Source organism: Aeromonas sp. QDB39 (assembly GCF_027707585.1).
GTDB classification, from domain to species: Bacteria; Pseudomonadota; Gammaproteobacteria; order Enterobacterales; family Aeromonadaceae; genus Aeromonas; species Aeromonas hydrophila.
Genome location: NZ_JAPCIV010000029.1, coordinates 1 through 17,629, shown reverse-complemented (window position 1 = coordinate 17,629; position 17,629 = coordinate 1). Strand labels below are relative to the sequence as shown.

Sequence of the window (17,629 nt, the reverse complement as noted above, 5' to 3'; positions counted from 1 at the left end):
TAATGAGTTGTTGGTTGATGGGGGCCGAGAGGTAATTTGGCCGGCTGTTAACTGTGGCGGAGCTCATGTTTTGTCGGCGAGGCTAAATGTAAAAAGTGAGCCGGGTGTGACGGGAAGAAGAGATAAGGGTGGTGATGGCGGGTCAGACGGGATGAGGCTGCATTGAGAGCGGGGTGTGAGTGATGTGGATGCCGGCGCGAGGGGGGATGGGGCGGGCTGGAAAAGTTGCGGGTGCCGGTCCTGCCTGGTGATGCGCAAGGGGCGTCTTGTCGGTACGGATGTGCAGTCGGGGGAAGGGGTGGCAGGCAATCACCACGGCATTGCCTTCAGGACAAACAGGCGGACAGGCCGCATGAGGGCAAAGTTATCAGGGGCTTGCGCGAGTCAGCTTGTGGGGGCAGGGCGATACGTGCGCGTCATCGACGCTTGGGCCGGGGTATCCGCCGTATTGCCGGGACTAGTTCAGTTCGCTACCGGATTTGAGGGTGCAGATCCAGAGCGGCGAGTTGATGGAGCTCAGCAGTATGGCCTGCTGATTGAGCCGCTGGGCACTCAGAAACAGCCCATCGTGACTGTCGGACATCTCGCGCATGAAGTAGTCGAAGATGACGTCCGGCGATTGATCGATGGAGGAGGCGCTCGCTTCCCATTTGTTGATGCGGTACTGACGCTCGGTGGCGGAGACCCGGTTGCTGCTGTAGGTAAACGTGACGTAGCGCTGGAGGTAGAGCCAGCCTGCGGCCGAATCGGTATAGCCTTCAACCACCATGGAGCCTTTCCCTTGGCGGCCGAAATTGAAGTGGATGTTGCCGTTGACGTTCTCTTTGTGCATGTCCTCAAAGCGCATGATGCCTTTGGTGGCGCAGCTCATGACGCCATCATTTTCGCTGGGCAGTTGGTAGCAGGCATAGAGTGCCGCGGCGAGGAACAGGGTGCAGGAGAAGAGAAAGAAGGGACGCGGCGCAAGTCTCATCACGGCTTCCAGGAGTAGTAGAAATAGTTGTCGCAATAGCTGAACGGGTTGTCTTCATGCATGGCGCAGTGGGCCAGAAATACCCGGCCCAGGCCGTTGGTTTCCAGTCTGTCCCCGTAGAAAAACAAAAAACGCTCGCCCGGTTTGCAGCTGATGTTCAAACGCTGGCGCACCTGTTCGAAATGCTCACCATAGGTCGTGGCGCTGACCGAGCGCAGCATCTCGTCGCTGGCCAGCAATTCGCACTGGCTGTTGGGGATCCCAGTCAGGGTGACGGGGCGCGGCTCACGGCCATTCAACAGACCAAATGCCAGCAGCATGAGGGCAAACGCGAGCATGCAGCCCCCCGCGATGTACCAGCAGATGCCGCGTGAACGGGGGGTGAGGGGAAGTGGCCATTCGGCAGGGTCGAATGCCGGCTCGGCGGCGGCCACCGTGGAGGGCGAAGGCACTATTTCAATGGCCGGTGCAGGCGCATTTTCAATAGGCTCGATGATGACCTCAGGATTGAGCTGCAAATAACCGCGCGACACCGTGATGATGATATTGTCGATATCGTAGTGGCGAAAAGCCTTGCGCAATATGCTCAGGTATTGGTTGAGGTTGCTGTTCGATGAGGTTAATCCGTTATCGTCCCAGACTTTTTTAAGCACCTCTTCGCGGCTGACAATTCCGGTATTTCGCAAGAAAAAATAAAACAGCGCATTGGCGGTGATGGATAATTGGCTGTCCGGCTCAACGCTTTCCCGCTGAGTCAGGGAACCATCGGTCGCGTCATAAATGAAGCGGGCATTGATGTGGTAGCGCATCTCGGCCTCAATCCATCAGCTTCACGTGGGGAGTGTCATATTATGCAGGGTCTTGACCAGCGCCTGACGGTGCTCGGTGCTCATGGTGCGCCCTTCGGTCAATTCCGATAGCCAGATGCCGTCTGCGGCATAACGTACCAGGGTGCCGGTATGGCCATTATCCAGATCATCCCCTTGTGCCAGATGCGCCAGCATCCAGTCACGCCAGCATTGTCGCAGCACCGGCTCATCCGGCATGGCCAGCGAGAGCACCATCAGCTGGCGGCTCTCCTGGGTGTCCGTCAATTCAGGAGCAGAGAGATAGTGCAGGTAAGCACGGGTAAAGCGGCCGTAGGCGGTCTTGTCTGCCGCCATCAGCGCTGAGATGGCCTCTTCCATGATGGCCAGCAGACGCGCAAACAGGGCAAAGATCAGCGCCTGCTTGTTGGGGAAGTGGTGCAGCAAGCCCCCCTTGCTCACCCCGGCCTCATAGGCGACGGCGTTCAAGGACAGGGCGGCGATACCATCCCGGCCGGCGATGGTGGCGGCCGACTCCAGCAGTTGTCGATAAAGACGTACAGGGTCTTTTTTTCTATGTTGGGTTTCGATGTTCATGGCCCAATCATACCGACCAGACGGTATGTTCATTCTTGATCGCCATCAATATGAGGAAATGGGGAACGGGAGGAAAAGTCGTTATTGTGTGGTGCTTCACAAATAACCTTTAAATAAAGATGAAAGCGTCGCTTTAAATATTTAAATTGGATTTGCTTGAGAACTTGATTTGTCGGTGAATCACGACTTTTTTATCTCCTGGTTAAAGTCGTTCTCAATGAAGAATAACTATTTAAAGGAGTCGGAATAGGGATTAAGCTGTCATTTACTTACCTCATTGCAGCAATCATTTTCCTGAGTGTTTATCTCTTCTATTTAACCACGGCGCGATTGTTTTCAGTGGTAAGGTATATATTTCTGCCACCTTTGGCCATGGCAGAAATATAAAAAAGCAGTGTGTTTGTTGGCGTCACCTTATTTTTCAAGAGGGGCGTCTGCCTCTTGCACCAGTTCGAGGAAGGCGCGCATGGCGGGGGTGATGCTGTGCTGGCGGGTGATGAAGGCGGTATGGCCGATGTCGCGTTGCGGCGCCAGCGGCAGGCAGAGCAGATCCGAGAGCTTGCTGGCGGATCGGGCGAGGCCGGCACTGACGATGGCCCAGCCCAGCCGGTGGCGCACGGCGCTCACCAGGTGAAACAGGGAATCGGTTTCCAGCACCACGTCAAGCCGGATGCCGGCCCGCTCGGCGGCGCGGTCCAGATACTTGCGAAACTGCATGGTGCGGCTGGGCAGTACCAGCGGCCGCTGCTGCAGTGCGGTCAGGGTCAGCTCGTTGCCGGGGAGGTGCTGATCCGCCTCGTCGCGGTTCATCAGCACCGCCATCTGGTTGTTGCCCTGGGGATAGAGGTGGAAGGTCTGTCTGGCGGCACCGGTGAGCGGCTCGTCAAACCCCAGCCCGATATCGCACTGGTGCAGCTCCAGCTGTGACAGCAGGGCTTCGTTGCTGAGCACCGAGAGACGGATGACGATGTCGGGGTAGCGCTGCTTGCAGCGGGCGATGAGCGGCATGATGTCGACATTGGACTGGGGCACGATACCGATGCGCAAGGTGCCGGAGAGCTCGCCATGAAACAGTGCCAGCTCCTGCTTGAGCGCCTCCTGCTCCAGCAGCATCCGCTCGGCATACTGGCGCACCAGCTCGCCCGCTTCGGTGAGGGCGACAAACTGGCTGGTACGCACCACCAGATCGGTGCCGAGGTTCTTCTCCAGCGCCGTGATGCTGGCTGAGAGGGTCGGCTGGGTGATGTGGCAGGCCTTGGCCGCTCTGGCAAAATGCTGGTGTTTGGCCAGTTCGTGGAAATAGTGCAGCTGCTTGATGTTCATGATCATTCGGGAGGAGAGGATGAATCTAAAAATTAATCAATTGAAAAAACGCCGTCAATAGAACAACTCTATTGCCATATAGATTTATTTCATTGGTTTTGCGTCTGCCGCCTCTCTAAACTTGAATGCAGTTTGCATTTTTTAGGCCAACCTGCATGCCTGCCTACACGCCCGTCGACATCCCCGTCAATTTGCCTGCCTCGCCTTCACTGGATCATCTGGTGGAGGAGGTAGCCGTCGCCATCAACATCAATGGCATCAACCATGCGGTGATGATGGTGACCCCGGACGATCTCGACGACTTTGCCGTCGGCTTTCTGTTTGGCGAGGGGATCATCCGGCACAACCACGAGGTCCACGACATCCAGATTGGGCCGGCCGAGCAGGGGATGGTGCTGGATGTGACCATCGCCAACCGCTCCCTGGCCGCTCTGACCCAGCACAAGCGCCGGCTGACCGGGGCGACCGGTTGCGGCATCTGCGGTGTGGCGGCGGTGGAGCAGGCGCTGCCCGCACTATCGGTGTTGCCGCTGACGCCGCCGCTGGATGGGGCCTTGCTGGCGGGGCTGCGCCCGCAGATCGCCCAGTGGCAGCTCAAGGGACAGCAGCATGGCGCCCTGCATGCGGCGCTGGCGCTGGATGCCGAGGGGCGGATCCTGCACTGCCGGGAAGATATCGGGCGCCACAATGCCCTCGACAAGCTGATCGGCCTGCTGCTGCGTCGGCACAGTGCGTGCGACACCCTAGTAGTGACCAGCCGCTGCGGCAGCGAGCTGGTGCAAAAAGCCGCCCGCTTTGGTGCCCGTCACCTCATCTGTCTGGCATCGCCCAGCCAGCTGGCGATCAGGCTGGCCCTCAAATACAACCTCAACGTCGTTCATATTCCCAAGTTTGATGCCCCGGTCAGCTATTCGAGCTATCGCCCGGCGGATCCCATCGGAGAGTGCCATGAGTCATATTGAAAAGCCCGCCAAAGCCGGCGGTTTTTCGTCCCTGCAATCCACCATGAAACAGGTGCTGCGCAGCCAGAAGACCCGTCAGAACATCAAGAACCTGCTGCGGGTCAACCAGACCGACGGCTTCGACTGCCCGGGCTGTGCCTGGGGTGACAACGACCACGGCACTTTCCAGTTTTGTGAAAACGGCGCCAAGGCGGTGGCCTGGGAGTCCACCGGCAAGACGGTGGGGGCCGAGTTCTTCGCCGCCCACTCGGTGCGCCAGCTGGCCACCCAGAGCGACTACTGGCTCGAGTATCAGGGGCGGCTGACCGAGCCGATGCGCTACAACCAGGCGACCGATCACTACGAGCCGGTAAGCTGGGACGATGCCTTCGCCCTGATTGCCGACACCCTCAAGGGGCTGAATAGCCCGGACGAGGTGGAGTTCTACACCTCGGGGCGTGCCAGCAACGAGGCCTCCTATCTTTATCAGCTGTTTGGCCGCCTGTTTGGCACCAACAACTTCCCCGACTGCTCCAACATGTGCCACGAGGCGAGCGGGGTGGCGCTGATCCAGTCGGTCGGCATCGGCAAGGGGACTGTGGTGCTGGATGACTTCGATCAGGCCGATGCGGTGTTCGTCTATGGCCAGAATCCGGGTACCAACCATCCGCGCATGATGAATGCCCTGCGCCAGGCGGCGCGCGGCGGCTGCAAGATCGTCAGCTTCAACAACTTGAAAGAGGTGGCCCTTGAGCGCTTCGCCAGCCCGCAGAGCCCGCTCGAGCTGCTGACCCCGGCGGCCACCACCATCAGCCACCAGTACCTGACGCCGAAACTGGGTGGCGACATGGCCGCCATCCGTGGCATGGCCAAGTACATCTTGGAAGAGGCGCCAGAGGCGGTGGATCGCGACTTCATCGCCCGCCACACCCGCCACTTTGCCGAGTACGAGGCGCAGGTGCGTGCCACCGACTGGGCGGCAATCGAGCAGCAGTCCGGCCTGACTCGCGCCGAGATCGTGCAGGCCGCCCGGGTGTTTGCCGCCAGCCAGAGCATCATCAGCTGCTGGGCCATGGGGGTCACCCAGCATCTACACTCGGTCGATACCATTCGTGAAATCGTCAACCTGCACCTGATGCGCGGCCAGATTGGCAAGCCGGGGGCGGGGCTCTGTCCGGTACGGGGCCACAGCAATGTGCAGGGCAACCGCACCATGGGGATCAACGAAAAGCCGACCGCCGCCTTTATCGACCGGCTTGAGCGTCACCTGCAGGTGAACCTGCCACGGGCTCGTGGTCACAATGTTTACGAAGCGCTCAAGGCGCTGGACGAGGGCAAGAGCAAGGTGCTCATCTGCCTGGGTGGCAACCTGGCGGCAGCGGCGCCCGATACCGACTTCACCTACGGGGCGATGAAAAAAGCCGGGCTCAATGTGCAGATAAGCACCAAGCTCAACCGCAGTCATCTGCAGGTGGGCAAGGCGGCGCTGATCCTGCCCTGCCTCGGCCGCACCGAGCTCGATATCCAGCGCAGCGGCAACCAGAAGATCACGGTGGAGGACACCTTCAGCATGGTGCACGCCTCGACCGGCGCGGCCGAGCCGGTGTCGCCGCTCTGCCTCTCCGAGACTGATATAGTCGCGCGGATGGCTCATGCCACCGTGGGCAGCGAGCGGGTCGACTGGCTGGCCCTGCGCGATGACTATGGCCGTATCCGCGATCTCATCGAGCAGACCATCGCCGGTTTTGCCGATTTCAATGCCCGCATCCAGCAACCGTGCGGTTTTCATCTCGATAACTCCGCGGCGCTGCTGACTTGGAATACCGCCAGCGGCAGTGCCGAGTTTCGTGCCAGCACCCTGCCGCAATCAGTGTTGCCGGAGTGTACCCGCCATGCCGAGCAGATGGTGGATCAGCCAGTGTTGCTGCTGCAGAGCCTGCGCTCTCACGATCAGTACAACACCACCATCTACGGCATGGATGACCGCTATCGCGGCATCAAGGGCCAGCGCAACGTGGTGTTCATGAACGAGGCCGATGCTCGCCAGCTTGGCTTTGCCGAAGGGGATCGGGTCGACATGGCGGCCATCTGCAACGATGGGCGCGAGCGCTGCGTGACCGGTTTTGTGGTGGTGATCTACCAGATCCCGCGTGGCAACATCGCGGCCTACTATCCGGAGACCAACCCGCTAGTGCCCATCGACAGCATAGGGGCGGGCTCGTTTACCCCGACCTCCAAGTCCATCCCGGTGCTGGTGACCGCCTCCCGTCAACAGGACAATCTGTTGCTGCTATGAGCTGAGAGGTTTGCAGGCTTGAGCCGGTTCAAGCCTGCCAGCCCTCTGCTGCAGAGCCCGGACATCCTATAAACAACAACGCCGCATAAGACATGCGGCGTTGTTGTTTGCGTGATTGGTGCCGGTAAGAGGAGTCGAACCCCCGACCTTCGCATTACGAATCCAGATTGTTATAGAATCAAGAAGTTTCACTAAGAGCGATAATTTATAAAAACACCATTTAAATTAATAAGTTATTTTCTTCCTGAAGTCTCATGTTGTCTCAGGTAGTTCCACGCCATATCATCACAAAAGCGGGGTATGGAGAGGGGTATGAAACGTGGTGAACAAGCTACTCAATACAGCTACAGAAATCTCTGCTGCGACCCTGAGAGAAGGTGCAACAGTGCAGCGGTTTGCAGTTCAGTCCAAGCATGGTGGCGGCTTGAAGTTGGAGCTTCGTAGTCACGGTTTGAAGCGTTTTATCTATCGTTACAAATTGGCTGGAAAAGAAGGAGAGTTGCTGCTGGGGAGTCACCCCGCTATGAGTTTAGCTGCCGCTCGTCTCGCCCATGCTGATGCAGTTGCTTTTGTGAAGCAGGGAATTGATCCGCGCCAGGCAGCGAAAGAGGCCAAGATCAAAAACACCCAGATGCCAACACTGCGGGAAGTGTATCGTGATTGGTTGATGCTACGCGCCAAGTCAAAGCCAATAGGTCCAAGGACACTGGCTGACTATGAGGGAACCTTTACACGCCATATTGAAAGAGTGTTGGGCAATCTTCGTGTTTGTGACTTGTCACGTGCCGTACTGTATGAGCATTTTCGCCAAGTAGATACGGCTGAAGGGACACGCAAGGGATTAATCGTGCTGAATCAATGTTTGGATCATGCTGTTCTTCAAGGCTACATTGAAATTAATCCCGCTCGACTGTTAAAACCAGCCATGTTTGGAGCATCAATGCCGCCTCCCCGTGAACGGTGGCTGACTAAAGAGGAATTAAGGAGATTATGGCTTGCACTTGATCAGGCAACATCAGGAGCCGGCGCTAAAGCGAGTGGAGGACGTGGTATAGCTTCTAATGTGGTGTTGTCTCTTTCGGTAGCAAATTGTTTACGACTAATTTGTTTGACTGCGGTCCGGCGTTCAGAAGCCGTAGCTATGAAGTGGGAACAAATTAATGGTGAACGTTGGACGATTCCAGAAACGAAGAATGGACGAAGTCATGTTGTTACATTATCTCCTCTAGCCTTAGATATTCTAGAGCAGCAGCGAAAATTCTCTCAAAGTCATTATGTGTTTGAATCAACGACTAGGTTTGGACACCCAATTACGGGGGATGCAGTTACAAAAGCATTAGAACGGGTTAGATTAAGATATCTGGCTGAGTTTGAACCATTTAGTCCACATGATCTGCGTAGGAGTGTTGCAACTGGTGCCGCTGAATATCTAGATGCTCCGGAACGTTTGATTGAGTTATTGCTTAACCATGTACCAAAAGACCGTTTGATTAGAACATACCAAGTTGGAGGTATGGCGGATAAGTTGCGGAAATTATTCTTGTCATGGGGGGGATTCATGAAGTCAGTGATTACTGACTTAGTTAGAGAAAATGACACAGGGAATGTGATTGCCGTTGAGTTTAGAAAAAAATGACAAAATCCTTCCAATATGTTCAGGAATGCGAATTAGGGTGATTGTTTGTTTTTTTGTGTATTTATTAGATTATTAATCTTGTTGGTGTAATAAGATCAAACATAAATGCTGAGAAGTGTGATGTAATCAACATTTCATAAAGGTGGCGTAAGTGTTCACCGTGACTGCATTAACGCAGACGCACGTCCGGATCTGTGCGAGGGTGGTGGGTGACCACCATTCCTACCGCGACCAAAATATATTCACTGTAGTGGGCTAAATTTTAGGGGGAGTTATGTTTCTGTAATCCGGAAAGGTAAACTCTATATTGTTGAGAACTAAGGTCATTTTATTTGGATTTTTTAATATTGGTTTAGTAAGTTGATCTAATCTATATACTGGTACAATAACAACGCAGTCACCGCAATACTCAATGGGGATCCAGCAATATACCCGAGAATCCTTTGATGTATCTGCAACCCCATTGATGCCAACAGAAAAAACGTTAATGGTTTTAATGATGGTTGTTTTTTCAATATCAAAAAAGAAGCCGTCGCAGACCACATCCTTTAAGTAAAGGAAGAATCCATCATTAATTACTCGCTTATATTTTGGAATATTATCATTTGGTTTTTCCACACTAAATTTAAATTTCCTTTTTAAACTTATATAACATGAGTAGTAGTCATGCGTTTGATCTTTTCTCGCACACTGCTTGATAATTCTAATCCCAACCTTGCATATGTTATCTAAGTGTGCCTGTTCATATATTCCCACTTCATTGTCGTTAACCTTGTCGAATATAACACAACCTGAAGGATCACTTTTTACGTCAACATTGCTCTCTAACAGATAATATTTATATACCAATAAATCGTTTTCGAAAACAGATTGGCAATATTTTACCGCATCAATTTGAATTGTTTTTTCTCTGCGCGGCAAGTCCTTTCGATAAATTTCAGATAACAGTCGCCTGTTTAATTCATTTCCTAGTTGATGATAGAAGGTAATATCATTGAGAGCCGGAACAGTAGATTGCAGTAATGCACTAATTGCCTTCGAGCGAGAAATGTTTTGTGATTTGCAATAATTATCTAGCGCACGTATCGTATCCATATTTTCAACATTAAATGTTATGCGATTAGTCATGGTTATATCTCATTATGCAAAAAATACAATATGCATAACTATTGACATAAAATACTTTTATGTCAATGACATTGCTATAAAAATCATGCGCTCTATCTATGATGAAACGCCTGAAGTATGACCACCGACATTGATCGGGAAATCCCATATGACAGACAGCATGTTAAGCAGCGGAATGCTCCTCAAGCATTTCGACGGAGCACTTGGTTAGGACATGCATGCCAAGCGCACCTGTCTTTGGTTAATGCCACTCTAAAGCGTGATTGAATAGGGGGTCATTGGCAATTAATACCATCGGCCCCGTCCTCTCCTTGGCCTACTGGCAGGGTGAGGTCGCGAACGTATTTTGAGCGACACAACCTCATTTGACCGAGCGCACAGGCTGTGATCTTATGCTCCCTTTTACGGGAGGCTTACCGTGCCCATTGATGCTTTTTCTCGATACTTCGCCGACCTGAAAGACCCGCGGCAAACCGCCAAGATTTCCTACTCGCTATTTGATGTCCTGAAGCTGTGCGCCGTTATCGGCGGTGCCGAAGGCTGGCATGATATCGAAGACTTTGGCGAGGCCTACCTCGACTGGCTCCAGCAGCGAGGGCTGTTTCCCAACGGGCTACCGGTGGACGATACCATTGCCAGAGTGGTGTCACGGCTCGAGTGAATGCACGCCGTAAAAAGTCGATCGCACCGAGGCAGGGGCGAGTCGCTTGCAGGCTGGAGATGGATTGCTAAGAGCCATCGCATCGCATTTTTTACATGAGAACCCTCTCCTATGGACGACAAGGAGGGCACATCATGAAACTACTGAAATTGAAAGACGTTATCGAAATGACATCGCTATCCAAGGCCTCAATCTACCGTCAAGTTAAAGCAGGGACATTTCCCGACCCTATCAGGGTAGGTCCAAGAGCAGTTGCATGGGTTGTTAGTGAAGTTGAGAGTTGGATTGAGGATAAAAAAAGTCTTAGAGGGAGCTAATTTCTGACGAATTACCGATCTTGTTTTGTTACATGCTGAGACTGTAGACCTCATTCCATCAGGCATTAGAGTAAGTTGGCTGCCTTGAGGGTTAAGGTTTTGATGCCGGCAATATTAATATATAACTACACACTTAATAAAACTGCACACTGCGTATGCGGTGCGACAGCACAAGTATGGCAGGAGTTAGCAACCACCGGTATAACTCAATCCATAGCCCACCATATCGCTAAGCTGACAACGCTGTTTCAAACCATCAATGCAAGTGCACACTTGCAAACTGCTACCCCAAATCTAATATGGGCATCTATTCGTAGAATGTGCTCATGCTTCTGTTTTATGGAGATTACTATGTTTGACAACCTTAATGAGTATCTGGCAGCAGCTGAACGCCATTACCAAAAACGTGGGTATTCTTTCGAGAAAGACAATCTCATTAAAATCATTTCTGTGATGAGTGATGCTTTTGCCAAATACCCTAGGGTCTTTGCTTTTAGAGTTGACCTTCACTTCCCTGATAATATTTTCACTAGGATGCTATCGGGTGGTAATTCACGCTATCATGGTGCGGTGCTGAAAGCATTTTTTGCGGAGCTTGAAAAGTTGTTTGTGCTGGATCAGATACGCCAAGCTACAAATGGAAAAAGGGTTCGCAAAACAACGATTAGATACGTTTGGGCGAGAGAGCAAACAGCTGAGGCTGTAGTTCCACATTATCATTTGATGTTTTTCTTAAATGGGGAAGCCTATTGCTCTCTGGGGAATTTTAAGTCTAAGAATATGAATCTGGCAAACAAAATCAGAGTGGCTTGGCATCGAGCCGTCTTTGAAGAGGATTTATCAATTGATTTTTGCACGGAGCGAGGGTTGGTTCAATTCTCAGAGAAGGGACAGCACGAAATTTTCTCCGATGATCCAGTAGCTATAAAAAAAGTGCTGCTTCATGCAGCCTACCTTGCCAAAAGGGAAACTAAGCGCCGTGGAGTGGGATATCAGTGTTTCGGGGGGACGAATAAATAACACCTAGATGGAGATGGTAAGGTGTTCTCTTCTTTAGTTTTAGTTGTGAGGGATGACATGCAACCCGGGAGTTTCTAACAAATTGTTCACGCTCTCGCCCTGGGTGGTGAGAAGCTTATCGGTGCGCTTTGAGGGACGAACAAAACTACTAAAGCCCCCGGCTTTGCCGGGGGAGACTTAGGTATATAATAACTTCCCGTAAACCACCCGAAGTCAATTAGTCGGCCTTGCCACACGCATCAGCCCACGCAGGATGAGCATCACTGCTAGGTCTACATGTGGGGTCATAGCAAGCATTTGGTTCTCCTCAACAGATAGACCATTGTTCAGGGCTGCAACTGAAAACCGTTCAAATTCGGCTCGGCCCTGCCACGCCGCATGCGACGTGGCCCAAGGTTGCACGAGACCGATTGTTTCGGTGATGTCGCGGGTACAGCCCCCGAAACCTCCCATCAGGTACAGCGGCTGTCCGCTCTGTAATGACATCAGCGCTTCCTCAGCGATGCCCGGCATAGAGCCCTTGTATTTGTCCACCCGGCCTCCAAGCACGATCCGGGCATCAGACACCGCTAACATGGTTCGGCGCATCGCGGTCAGTCCATCTGACCACTCGGCTTCCGTTGGCTGTTGTTGGGCTAATCTCAACCGTTCATCCAACGGTAACCGCGTACCGTCGAGCTGCAAGCAGACAAGTTCGGCACTACCTTCGAGGTCGTCCACCGTCGACTTAAGGCTAGGGGCCGGCTGTAGGATATGAACCGGCCATGCCAGGAAGTTCATTACGTCTGCATGGTAGTCGTTCTCTGCAGAATCGCGCCGATGTCGAGAAACTAGTTCGAAAAGCAACTCACTGAACCCGTGCTGACGAAGGTCGCCCCCGTATACTAAGCGAGCCCCAAGCGCGAGTAGGTGGCGCGCAATTTCCGCCATGGCATCACGCAGGTGCCCATCACTCAAGCCCAGAGCGGGCATATCCGGGCTCTCCGAGATGGAGATGGCTATAACCTGCTGTCCAAGCACCTCTTCATAGCTCATCGCACCGCTCCTGCCATCCATTCGGTCAAACTACGCAACTGAATTCTTGGAGCAACCTCCGCAAACAAGCGTTCCTCCTCCGCGCTGAGCGGCGGGTCCGGATAGACGATTAATGCCTCCGGTACATCTTCTGCCGGGGGAAGACTGGCGAGCGAGATAAGCTCAGGCGGCCTCGGTAGGAAGACCACTGTCGGGTCGGATACTCCTCGGGCGAGCTCCACTCGACAGCGCCATAGGAAATCCTTCAGCACCTCGTCAAGGAGGCGGCCGATTACGAAGTCGATTCGGCTGGCCCCATGTGGTTCTAAGCGCACGACCGGCACATTGCCCATGTACGGGAAAGCGCGTTCGTCTATATCGCTGATGCTGTTGGCTACCACAAGTGGCACATTCCAGCGCTTAGCCTCAATCACTTCGCGTCGGCACCACTCACGGGAGGAATAGGAATCGGTGTGAATCGCCACCATAGCACTCACGCGCACCTGCTGGAGCAGCACTTTCTGGAAACGCAGGCCAGCAGGGATGTCATGCACGTCGAAAAAGCTTGCTAGCCCATGGCCTTCGTGCAGCTGTGTGCGTATCGCTTTCGCGATACGCACACCATCCTCATCATGTTTTGAGTGGCTGAGGAAGATTTGGACCTTCTTAAGATACGCCTCCAGCGCCGCTTCGTCCTCGGCAGGGCGCTTCAGATGCTCAAGATAGTGGCGTAGCATCCGACAGAACTCGTAGGTTAACTCGGCCGTCAACTGTTGGTGATGTTCTTCCTGGGAACCCATCCAGAGGTCCCAACGCAGTGCTTGTTCTGCTACTCCCAAGCTTCCCAGCACCCCAGATTCAATAGCAACTGGAAATACCCGGGCGCCGAGACCGGCCTGTTCGGTCTGCTCTACGAGTTCTTGGACATATCCGGTCCAGGCCGTGTCAGCTACCAAGCTAGGGTCGGCCAGAACCACTATGGCAGTTGTTTCCGCCTCGTTGAGGTCTATTGGCAAGGGGCCTACTAACCCTGGGGCGGCGGCATAGCGATAGATAACACTAAGGCCAGTACCGCCCGCAATGTTCTCATAGAGCTTGCGACGGAAATGCTCTCGCAGAACATCAGCTATCGCACCACCCTCTGCGAAATCAGGATGCCAAATGACGTAAAGAACTAGGAGCGGGCGTGTCAGATCGGTCATAGATAGTCTCAATTATTGTGCAGTCTACGTCTTCGCTACCTGCTTTAGGTTCCAGTGCGTGGGCGTAAATTACGGCATAAATATCATGAAACGTGGTCGAGAGGGCGCAGTAATAAGTTTGACCACCATAGTGGCGATAACTGACAAAAACTTTATGCATTACAGGCACTTTGTCGCGAGACAAACCCTCTCAAACGTCATCACCCATGAGCGTCCTCAATGGCTTTAAAGGTGGGCGATAGACAAGGGCAACGCGGAGGCTGACTGCATCAGTGCGTCATGCCGCACACCAAACATTTCCTGTTGTACTTCATCATTTCCTGCGAGTTCTTGATGAACTTGGCGCGCGACGTTCTAGCCGCATACGCATCTTCAATCCATTGACCTAGTTCCTCAGGTGTTCTCGGATAGATCCAATATCTCGCGTAGCAGTCAATGTGTCCTTTCGTCCAATTCTCATTCAAGCGTGGCGGCATATTGGCAGTATTACCTTGACTCGGGAGGATGATGCCCATGACACCATTTGGCAATGTCTCACCTTGTTGAAGTGAACTCTTGAGCTCCCAGTCGACGTATCTCCGGCTATGGGTGCAACTTCCAACAAGCACAATAGTGACTGTCGTGTCCTGTAAATACTTCTTTCTAATTTGGGACATCACATAGGTAGGATTTGTGCTGTTGATGAAATCATCATTCTCGTTGGCACCAAGCACATATGGAGTGAATACCTTGTGCTTATTAGCAAACTCATCGATGAATGCGTTAACTTCGTTTTTATCACCCTTGTAGTGAGAAATGAAAACCTTCCTCTTGATACCTGTGTAAGCCATTTCAAACCCCCCACGCATTTGTAATGCCAACACTCTATCGCTTCTATGTGTTCCCGACAAACGCTTATGCCCAAAAGGTATTGCCTATCTGTGTGACTGTTTGTTGGCGTTGTTAATGGAATGGTCATCCCCTCTCAACCCCGCATCGCCTGTGCCAAAGTGAGACGATAGCCGACACCGTCGAGTTGATGTGACTCAAAACATGGTCGCAAAGGCTACGAGTGGGTAAACTAGCCCGCAATCGTGCGCCTTTGGTGCTCCCCTTAATCTCGTCTCAATCTCCGGGTATTCCATGGCCATCAAGAAGAACGAACTCTATTCCTCCCTCTGGGCAAGCTGTGATGAGCTGCGTGGCGGGATGGATGCCTCCCAGTACAAGGACTACGTGCTGACCCTCTTGTTTGTGAAATACGTCTCCGACAAGGCCAAGGGCAACCCCTACGCCATGATCGAGGTGCCGGGTGGGGCGAGCTTCGATGACATGGTGGCCCTCAAGGGCAGCAAGGAGATTGGCGAGGGGATCAACCGCATCATCAGTGCGCTGGCCGTTGCCAACGATCTGCAAGGGATTATCACCATTGCTGACTTCAACGATGAGGACAAGCTCGGCAAGGGCAAGGAGATGACCGACCGTCTCTCCAAGCTGGTGGCTATCTTCGAAGGGCTCGATCTCTCGGCCAACCGTACCGAAGGGGACGATCTGCTGGGGGATGCCTACGAATACCTGATGCGTCACTTCGCCACCGAGTCGGGCAAGTCCAAGGGGCAGTTCTATACCCCAGCCGAGGTGTCGCGCATTCTGGCCAAGGTGATCGGCATCAGCCGCCAGACTCCGCAAGATGCCACCGTCTACGATCCCACCTGCGGCTCGGGCTCCCTGTTGCTCAAGGCGAGCGATGAGGCCGGTCCCAAGGGGCTCTCCATCTACGGGCAGGAGATGGACAACGCCACTCAGGCGCTGGCACGGATGAACATGATCCTGCACGACAACCCGACAGCCAAGGTGTGGAAAGGCAATACCCTGGCCGATCCGCAATGGAAAGAGGCGAACGGTGCCCTCAAGACCTTCGACTTCGCGGTGGCCAACCCGCCGTTTTCCAACAAGAACTGGACCAGCGGGCTCGATGCCGAGCACGATCCATTCGATCGCTTCAACTGGGGCGTACCGCCCGAGAAAAACGGCGATTACGCCTTCCTGCTGCACATCATCAAGAGCCTGAAGAGTACCGGCAAGGGCGCGGTGATCCTGCCCCACGGCGTGCTGTTCCGTGGTAATGCCGAGGCGCGCATTCGCGAGAACCTGCTGAAACAAGGCTACATCAAGGGGATCATCGGCCTGCCCGCCAACCTCTTCTACGGCACCGGCATCCCTGCCTGCATTATCGTGATCGACAAGGAGCACACCCAGGCACGCGCCTTCAATCCCACAGGGGCCAGCAGCGAGCAGCAGCGGATCTTGATGGTCGATGCCAGCCGCGGCTTTATCAAAGATGGCAACAAGAACCGGCTGCGCGAGCAGGATATCCACCTGATTGTCGATACCTTCACCCGTGGCCTGACGCTGGATGGCTACAGCCGCTGGGTGCCGCTCGCTGAAATCGCCGCCAACGATTACAACCTCAATATCCCGCGTTATATCGACGGCAGCGACGGCGAGGATCTTCACGATTTGGCCGCTCACCTGCAAGGGGGCATCCCAGAGCGAGATATCGAAGCGCTCGGCTCCTACTGGCAGATCTTCCCGACCCTGAAAACCACCCTGTTTGCGCCGCTGCGCCCTGGCTACAGCCAGGCGCAGGTGCCAGCCGCCAAGGTCAGGGGCACCATTTTGGCCCATGACGAATTTACCCGCTTCAAGCAGGCGGCACTGGCGCCGTTCAGCGACTGGTTTGCGGCCTGCCAGTTGCCGGAGTTTGCCAAGGGCGATTCCCCTAAGGCGCTGATCGAGGAGATAAGCGAGGCACTGCTGGAGGCATACCGCAGCGCGGGCCTTGGCGAGTTGCTCGACCCCTACGCCATCTATCAGCTGTTGATGGACTATTGGCAGAGCCAGCTGCAAGACGATCTCTATGTGCTGTCGCAAGATGGCTGGGAGGCGGGCCGGGTGCTGCGCGAGTTGAAGGTGGAGAAGGGCGAGAAGCAGAAAGAGAGCGCCGATCTCGTGATCGGCAAGGCCAAATTCAAGGCCGAGCTTATCCCGCCCGCCTTGCTGGTGGCCCGCTTCTTTAGCAAGCAGCAGCAGGCGCTGGATAAGCTGCAAACAGCGCTCGATGAAGCCAGCCAGGCACTGGAGAGCTTTATCGAGGAGCAGAGCGGTGAAGAGGGGGGCCTCGTCGAGGCACTCAATGACAAGGAAAAAGTTACGGCCGCCAGCGTCAAGGCGCGCCTGAAGCTGGCCACCGACAGAGAAGAAAAAGAGGCGCTTAAGCAGGCACAAACGCTATTCGATACCGAAGCCAGTGCCAAAAAAGCCCATAAAGAGGCGAGCGACGCGCTGGATAAGGCCGTGTTTGCCCGCTACCCCAAACTTGACGATGCCGAGATCAAAACCCTGCTGGTGGAGGACAAGTGGCAAGCGAGCCTGTATGCAGCACTGGAAGCCGAGATTGAGCGGGTCACCCAGCAACTGGCAACTCGGGTCAAGGAGCTGGAGGAGCGCTATAGCAGCTCCCTGCCACAGCTCACCAAGAGCGTTAGCGAGCTGGAAGCCAAGGTGGCGACCCATCTGAAGGCCATGGGGCTGGAGTGGGCACTATGAACGTCTCGAAAAAAACAAACCACGATCTAAATGGATGGGGTCAATGCGAGCTAAATAACTGATCCCAATAGTGCTACACCTTCGCTGTGCCATAGCCATTCCCCGGGAAAGGAGACACGGTATCCAT

At 54.0% G+C, this 17,629-nt stretch carries 14 protein-coding genes and 1 pseudogene; 7 read left to right on the top strand and 8 right to left on the bottom strand.

Annotated features, from left to right (window positions below):
• Nucleotides 1–457: 457 nt before the first annotated feature.
• The 4 genes from PG899_RS16940 to PG899_RS16925 all read right to left on the bottom strand — a co-directional run bounded on the left by PG899_RS16940 (nucleotide 458) and on the right by PG899_RS16925 (nucleotide 3,705).
• On the bottom strand, nucleotides 458–973 hold the full coding sequence (locus PG899_RS16940; RefSeq protein WP_024946440.1) for a FidL-like protein: 516 nt from the start codon (nucleotides 971–973) through the stop codon (nucleotides 458–460).
• Nucleotides 973–1,782 (bottom strand): winged helix-turn-helix domain-containing protein, encoded by an 810-nt coding sequence (locus tag PG899_RS16935; protein ID WP_077098386.1) that lies wholly within the window; start codon nucleotides 1,780–1,782, stop codon nucleotides 973–975. Before PG899_RS16935 ends, PG899_RS16940 begins: the two co-directional genes overlap by 1 nt.
• Nucleotides 1,783–1,803: 21 nt before the next feature.
• Nucleotides 1,804–2,376: a TetR/AcrR family transcriptional regulator gene (locus tag PG899_RS16930; protein WP_179101550.1), complete on the bottom strand. Its 573-nt coding sequence runs from the start codon at nucleotides 2,374–2,376 to the stop codon at nucleotides 1,804–1,806.
• A gap of 414 nt (nucleotides 2,377–2,790) precedes the next feature.
• Nucleotides 2,791–3,705, bottom strand: coding sequence for a LysR family transcriptional regulator (locus PG899_RS16925; RefSeq protein WP_077098282.1), 915 nt, complete (start codon nucleotides 3,703–3,705; stop codon nucleotides 2,791–2,793).
• Between the two features lie 149 nt (nucleotides 3,706–3,854).
• On the opposite strand from PG899_RS16925, the gene fdhD reads away from it, so the two are divergent.
• From fdhD to PG899_RS16910, 3 genes are all read left to right on the top strand, one after another.
• Entirely contained in the window at nucleotides 3,855–4,661 is an 807-nt protein-coding gene (gene fdhD / locus PG899_RS16920; RefSeq protein ID WP_179101546.1) for a formate dehydrogenase accessory sulfurtransferase FdhD, read from the top strand.
• Complete coding sequence (locus PG899_RS16915; protein ID WP_077098278.1) at nucleotides 4,648–6,936, top strand: FdhF/YdeP family oxidoreductase; 2,289 nt, start codon at nucleotides 4,648–4,650, stop codon at nucleotides 6,934–6,936. The genes fdhD and PG899_RS16915 overlap by 14 nt, the downstream gene beginning before the upstream one ends.
• Nucleotides 6,937–7,258: 322 nt before the next feature.
• Complete coding sequence (locus PG899_RS16910; protein WP_270697517.1) at nucleotides 7,259–8,572, top strand: tyrosine-type recombinase/integrase; 1,314 nt, start codon at nucleotides 7,259–7,261, stop codon at nucleotides 8,570–8,572.
• A gap of 255 nt (nucleotides 8,573–8,827) precedes the next feature.
• On the opposite strand, the gene PG899_RS16905 is transcribed toward PG899_RS16910, so the two are convergent.
• The gene (locus tag PG899_RS16905) at nucleotides 8,828–9,700 is read right to left on the bottom strand and encodes a hypothetical protein (protein WP_270697516.1); all 873 of its coding nucleotides are present in this window, start codon (nucleotides 9,698–9,700) and stop codon (nucleotides 8,828–8,830) included.
• Between the two features lie 418 nt (nucleotides 9,701–10,118).
• Here PG899_RS16905 and PG899_RS16900 point away from each other — a divergent pair.
• The 3 genes and pseudogenes from PG899_RS16900 to PG899_RS16890 form a co-directional block, all read left to right on the top strand.
• A pseudogene (locus PG899_RS16900) lies at nucleotides 10,119–10,358 on the top strand (transposase family protein); the annotation flags it as partial.
• Between the two features lie 137 nt (nucleotides 10,359–10,495).
• Entirely contained in the window at nucleotides 10,496–10,678 is a 183-nt protein-coding gene (locus PG899_RS16895) for a helix-turn-helix transcriptional regulator (RefSeq protein WP_270697515.1), read from the top strand.
• A gap of 351 nt (nucleotides 10,679–11,029) precedes the next feature.
• Nucleotides 11,030–11,698 carry an inovirus Gp2 family protein gene (locus PG899_RS16890; protein WP_270697514.1) on the top strand — a complete coding sequence of 223 codons (669 nt, stop codon included), beginning with the start codon at nucleotides 11,030–11,032 and terminating at the stop codon, nucleotides 11,696–11,698.
• Between the two features lie 213 nt (nucleotides 11,699–11,911).
• Here PG899_RS16890 and PG899_RS16885 read toward each other — a convergent pair whose 3' ends face one another.
• From PG899_RS16885 to PG899_RS16875, 3 genes are all read right to left on the bottom strand, one after another.
• Nucleotides 11,912–12,733 carry a hypothetical protein gene (locus tag PG899_RS16885; RefSeq protein WP_223917578.1) on the bottom strand — a complete coding sequence of 274 codons (822 nt, stop codon included), beginning with the start codon at nucleotides 12,731–12,733 and terminating at the stop codon, nucleotides 11,912–11,914.
• On the bottom strand, nucleotides 12,730–13,914 hold the full coding sequence (locus PG899_RS16880) for a toll/interleukin-1 receptor domain-containing protein (RefSeq protein ID WP_223917576.1): 1,185 nt from the start codon (nucleotides 13,912–13,914) through the stop codon (nucleotides 12,730–12,732). Before PG899_RS16880 ends, PG899_RS16885 begins: the two co-directional genes overlap by 4 nt.
• A gap of 269 nt (nucleotides 13,915–14,183) precedes the next feature.
• Nucleotides 14,184–14,777, bottom strand: a complete 594-nt coding sequence (locus PG899_RS16875) for a TIR domain-containing protein (RefSeq protein WP_270697513.1) — start codon at nucleotides 14,775–14,777, stop codon at nucleotides 14,184–14,186.
• Between the two features lie 259 nt (nucleotides 14,778–15,036).
• Between PG899_RS16875 and PG899_RS16870 the strand changes: the two genes are divergently transcribed.
• A complete protein-coding gene (locus PG899_RS16870) occupies nucleotides 15,037–17,502 on the top strand; it encodes an N-6 DNA methylase (RefSeq protein ID WP_270697512.1) in 2,466 nt (821 codons plus the stop codon).
• The last annotated feature ends 127 nt before the right edge of the window (nucleotides 17,503–17,629 follow it).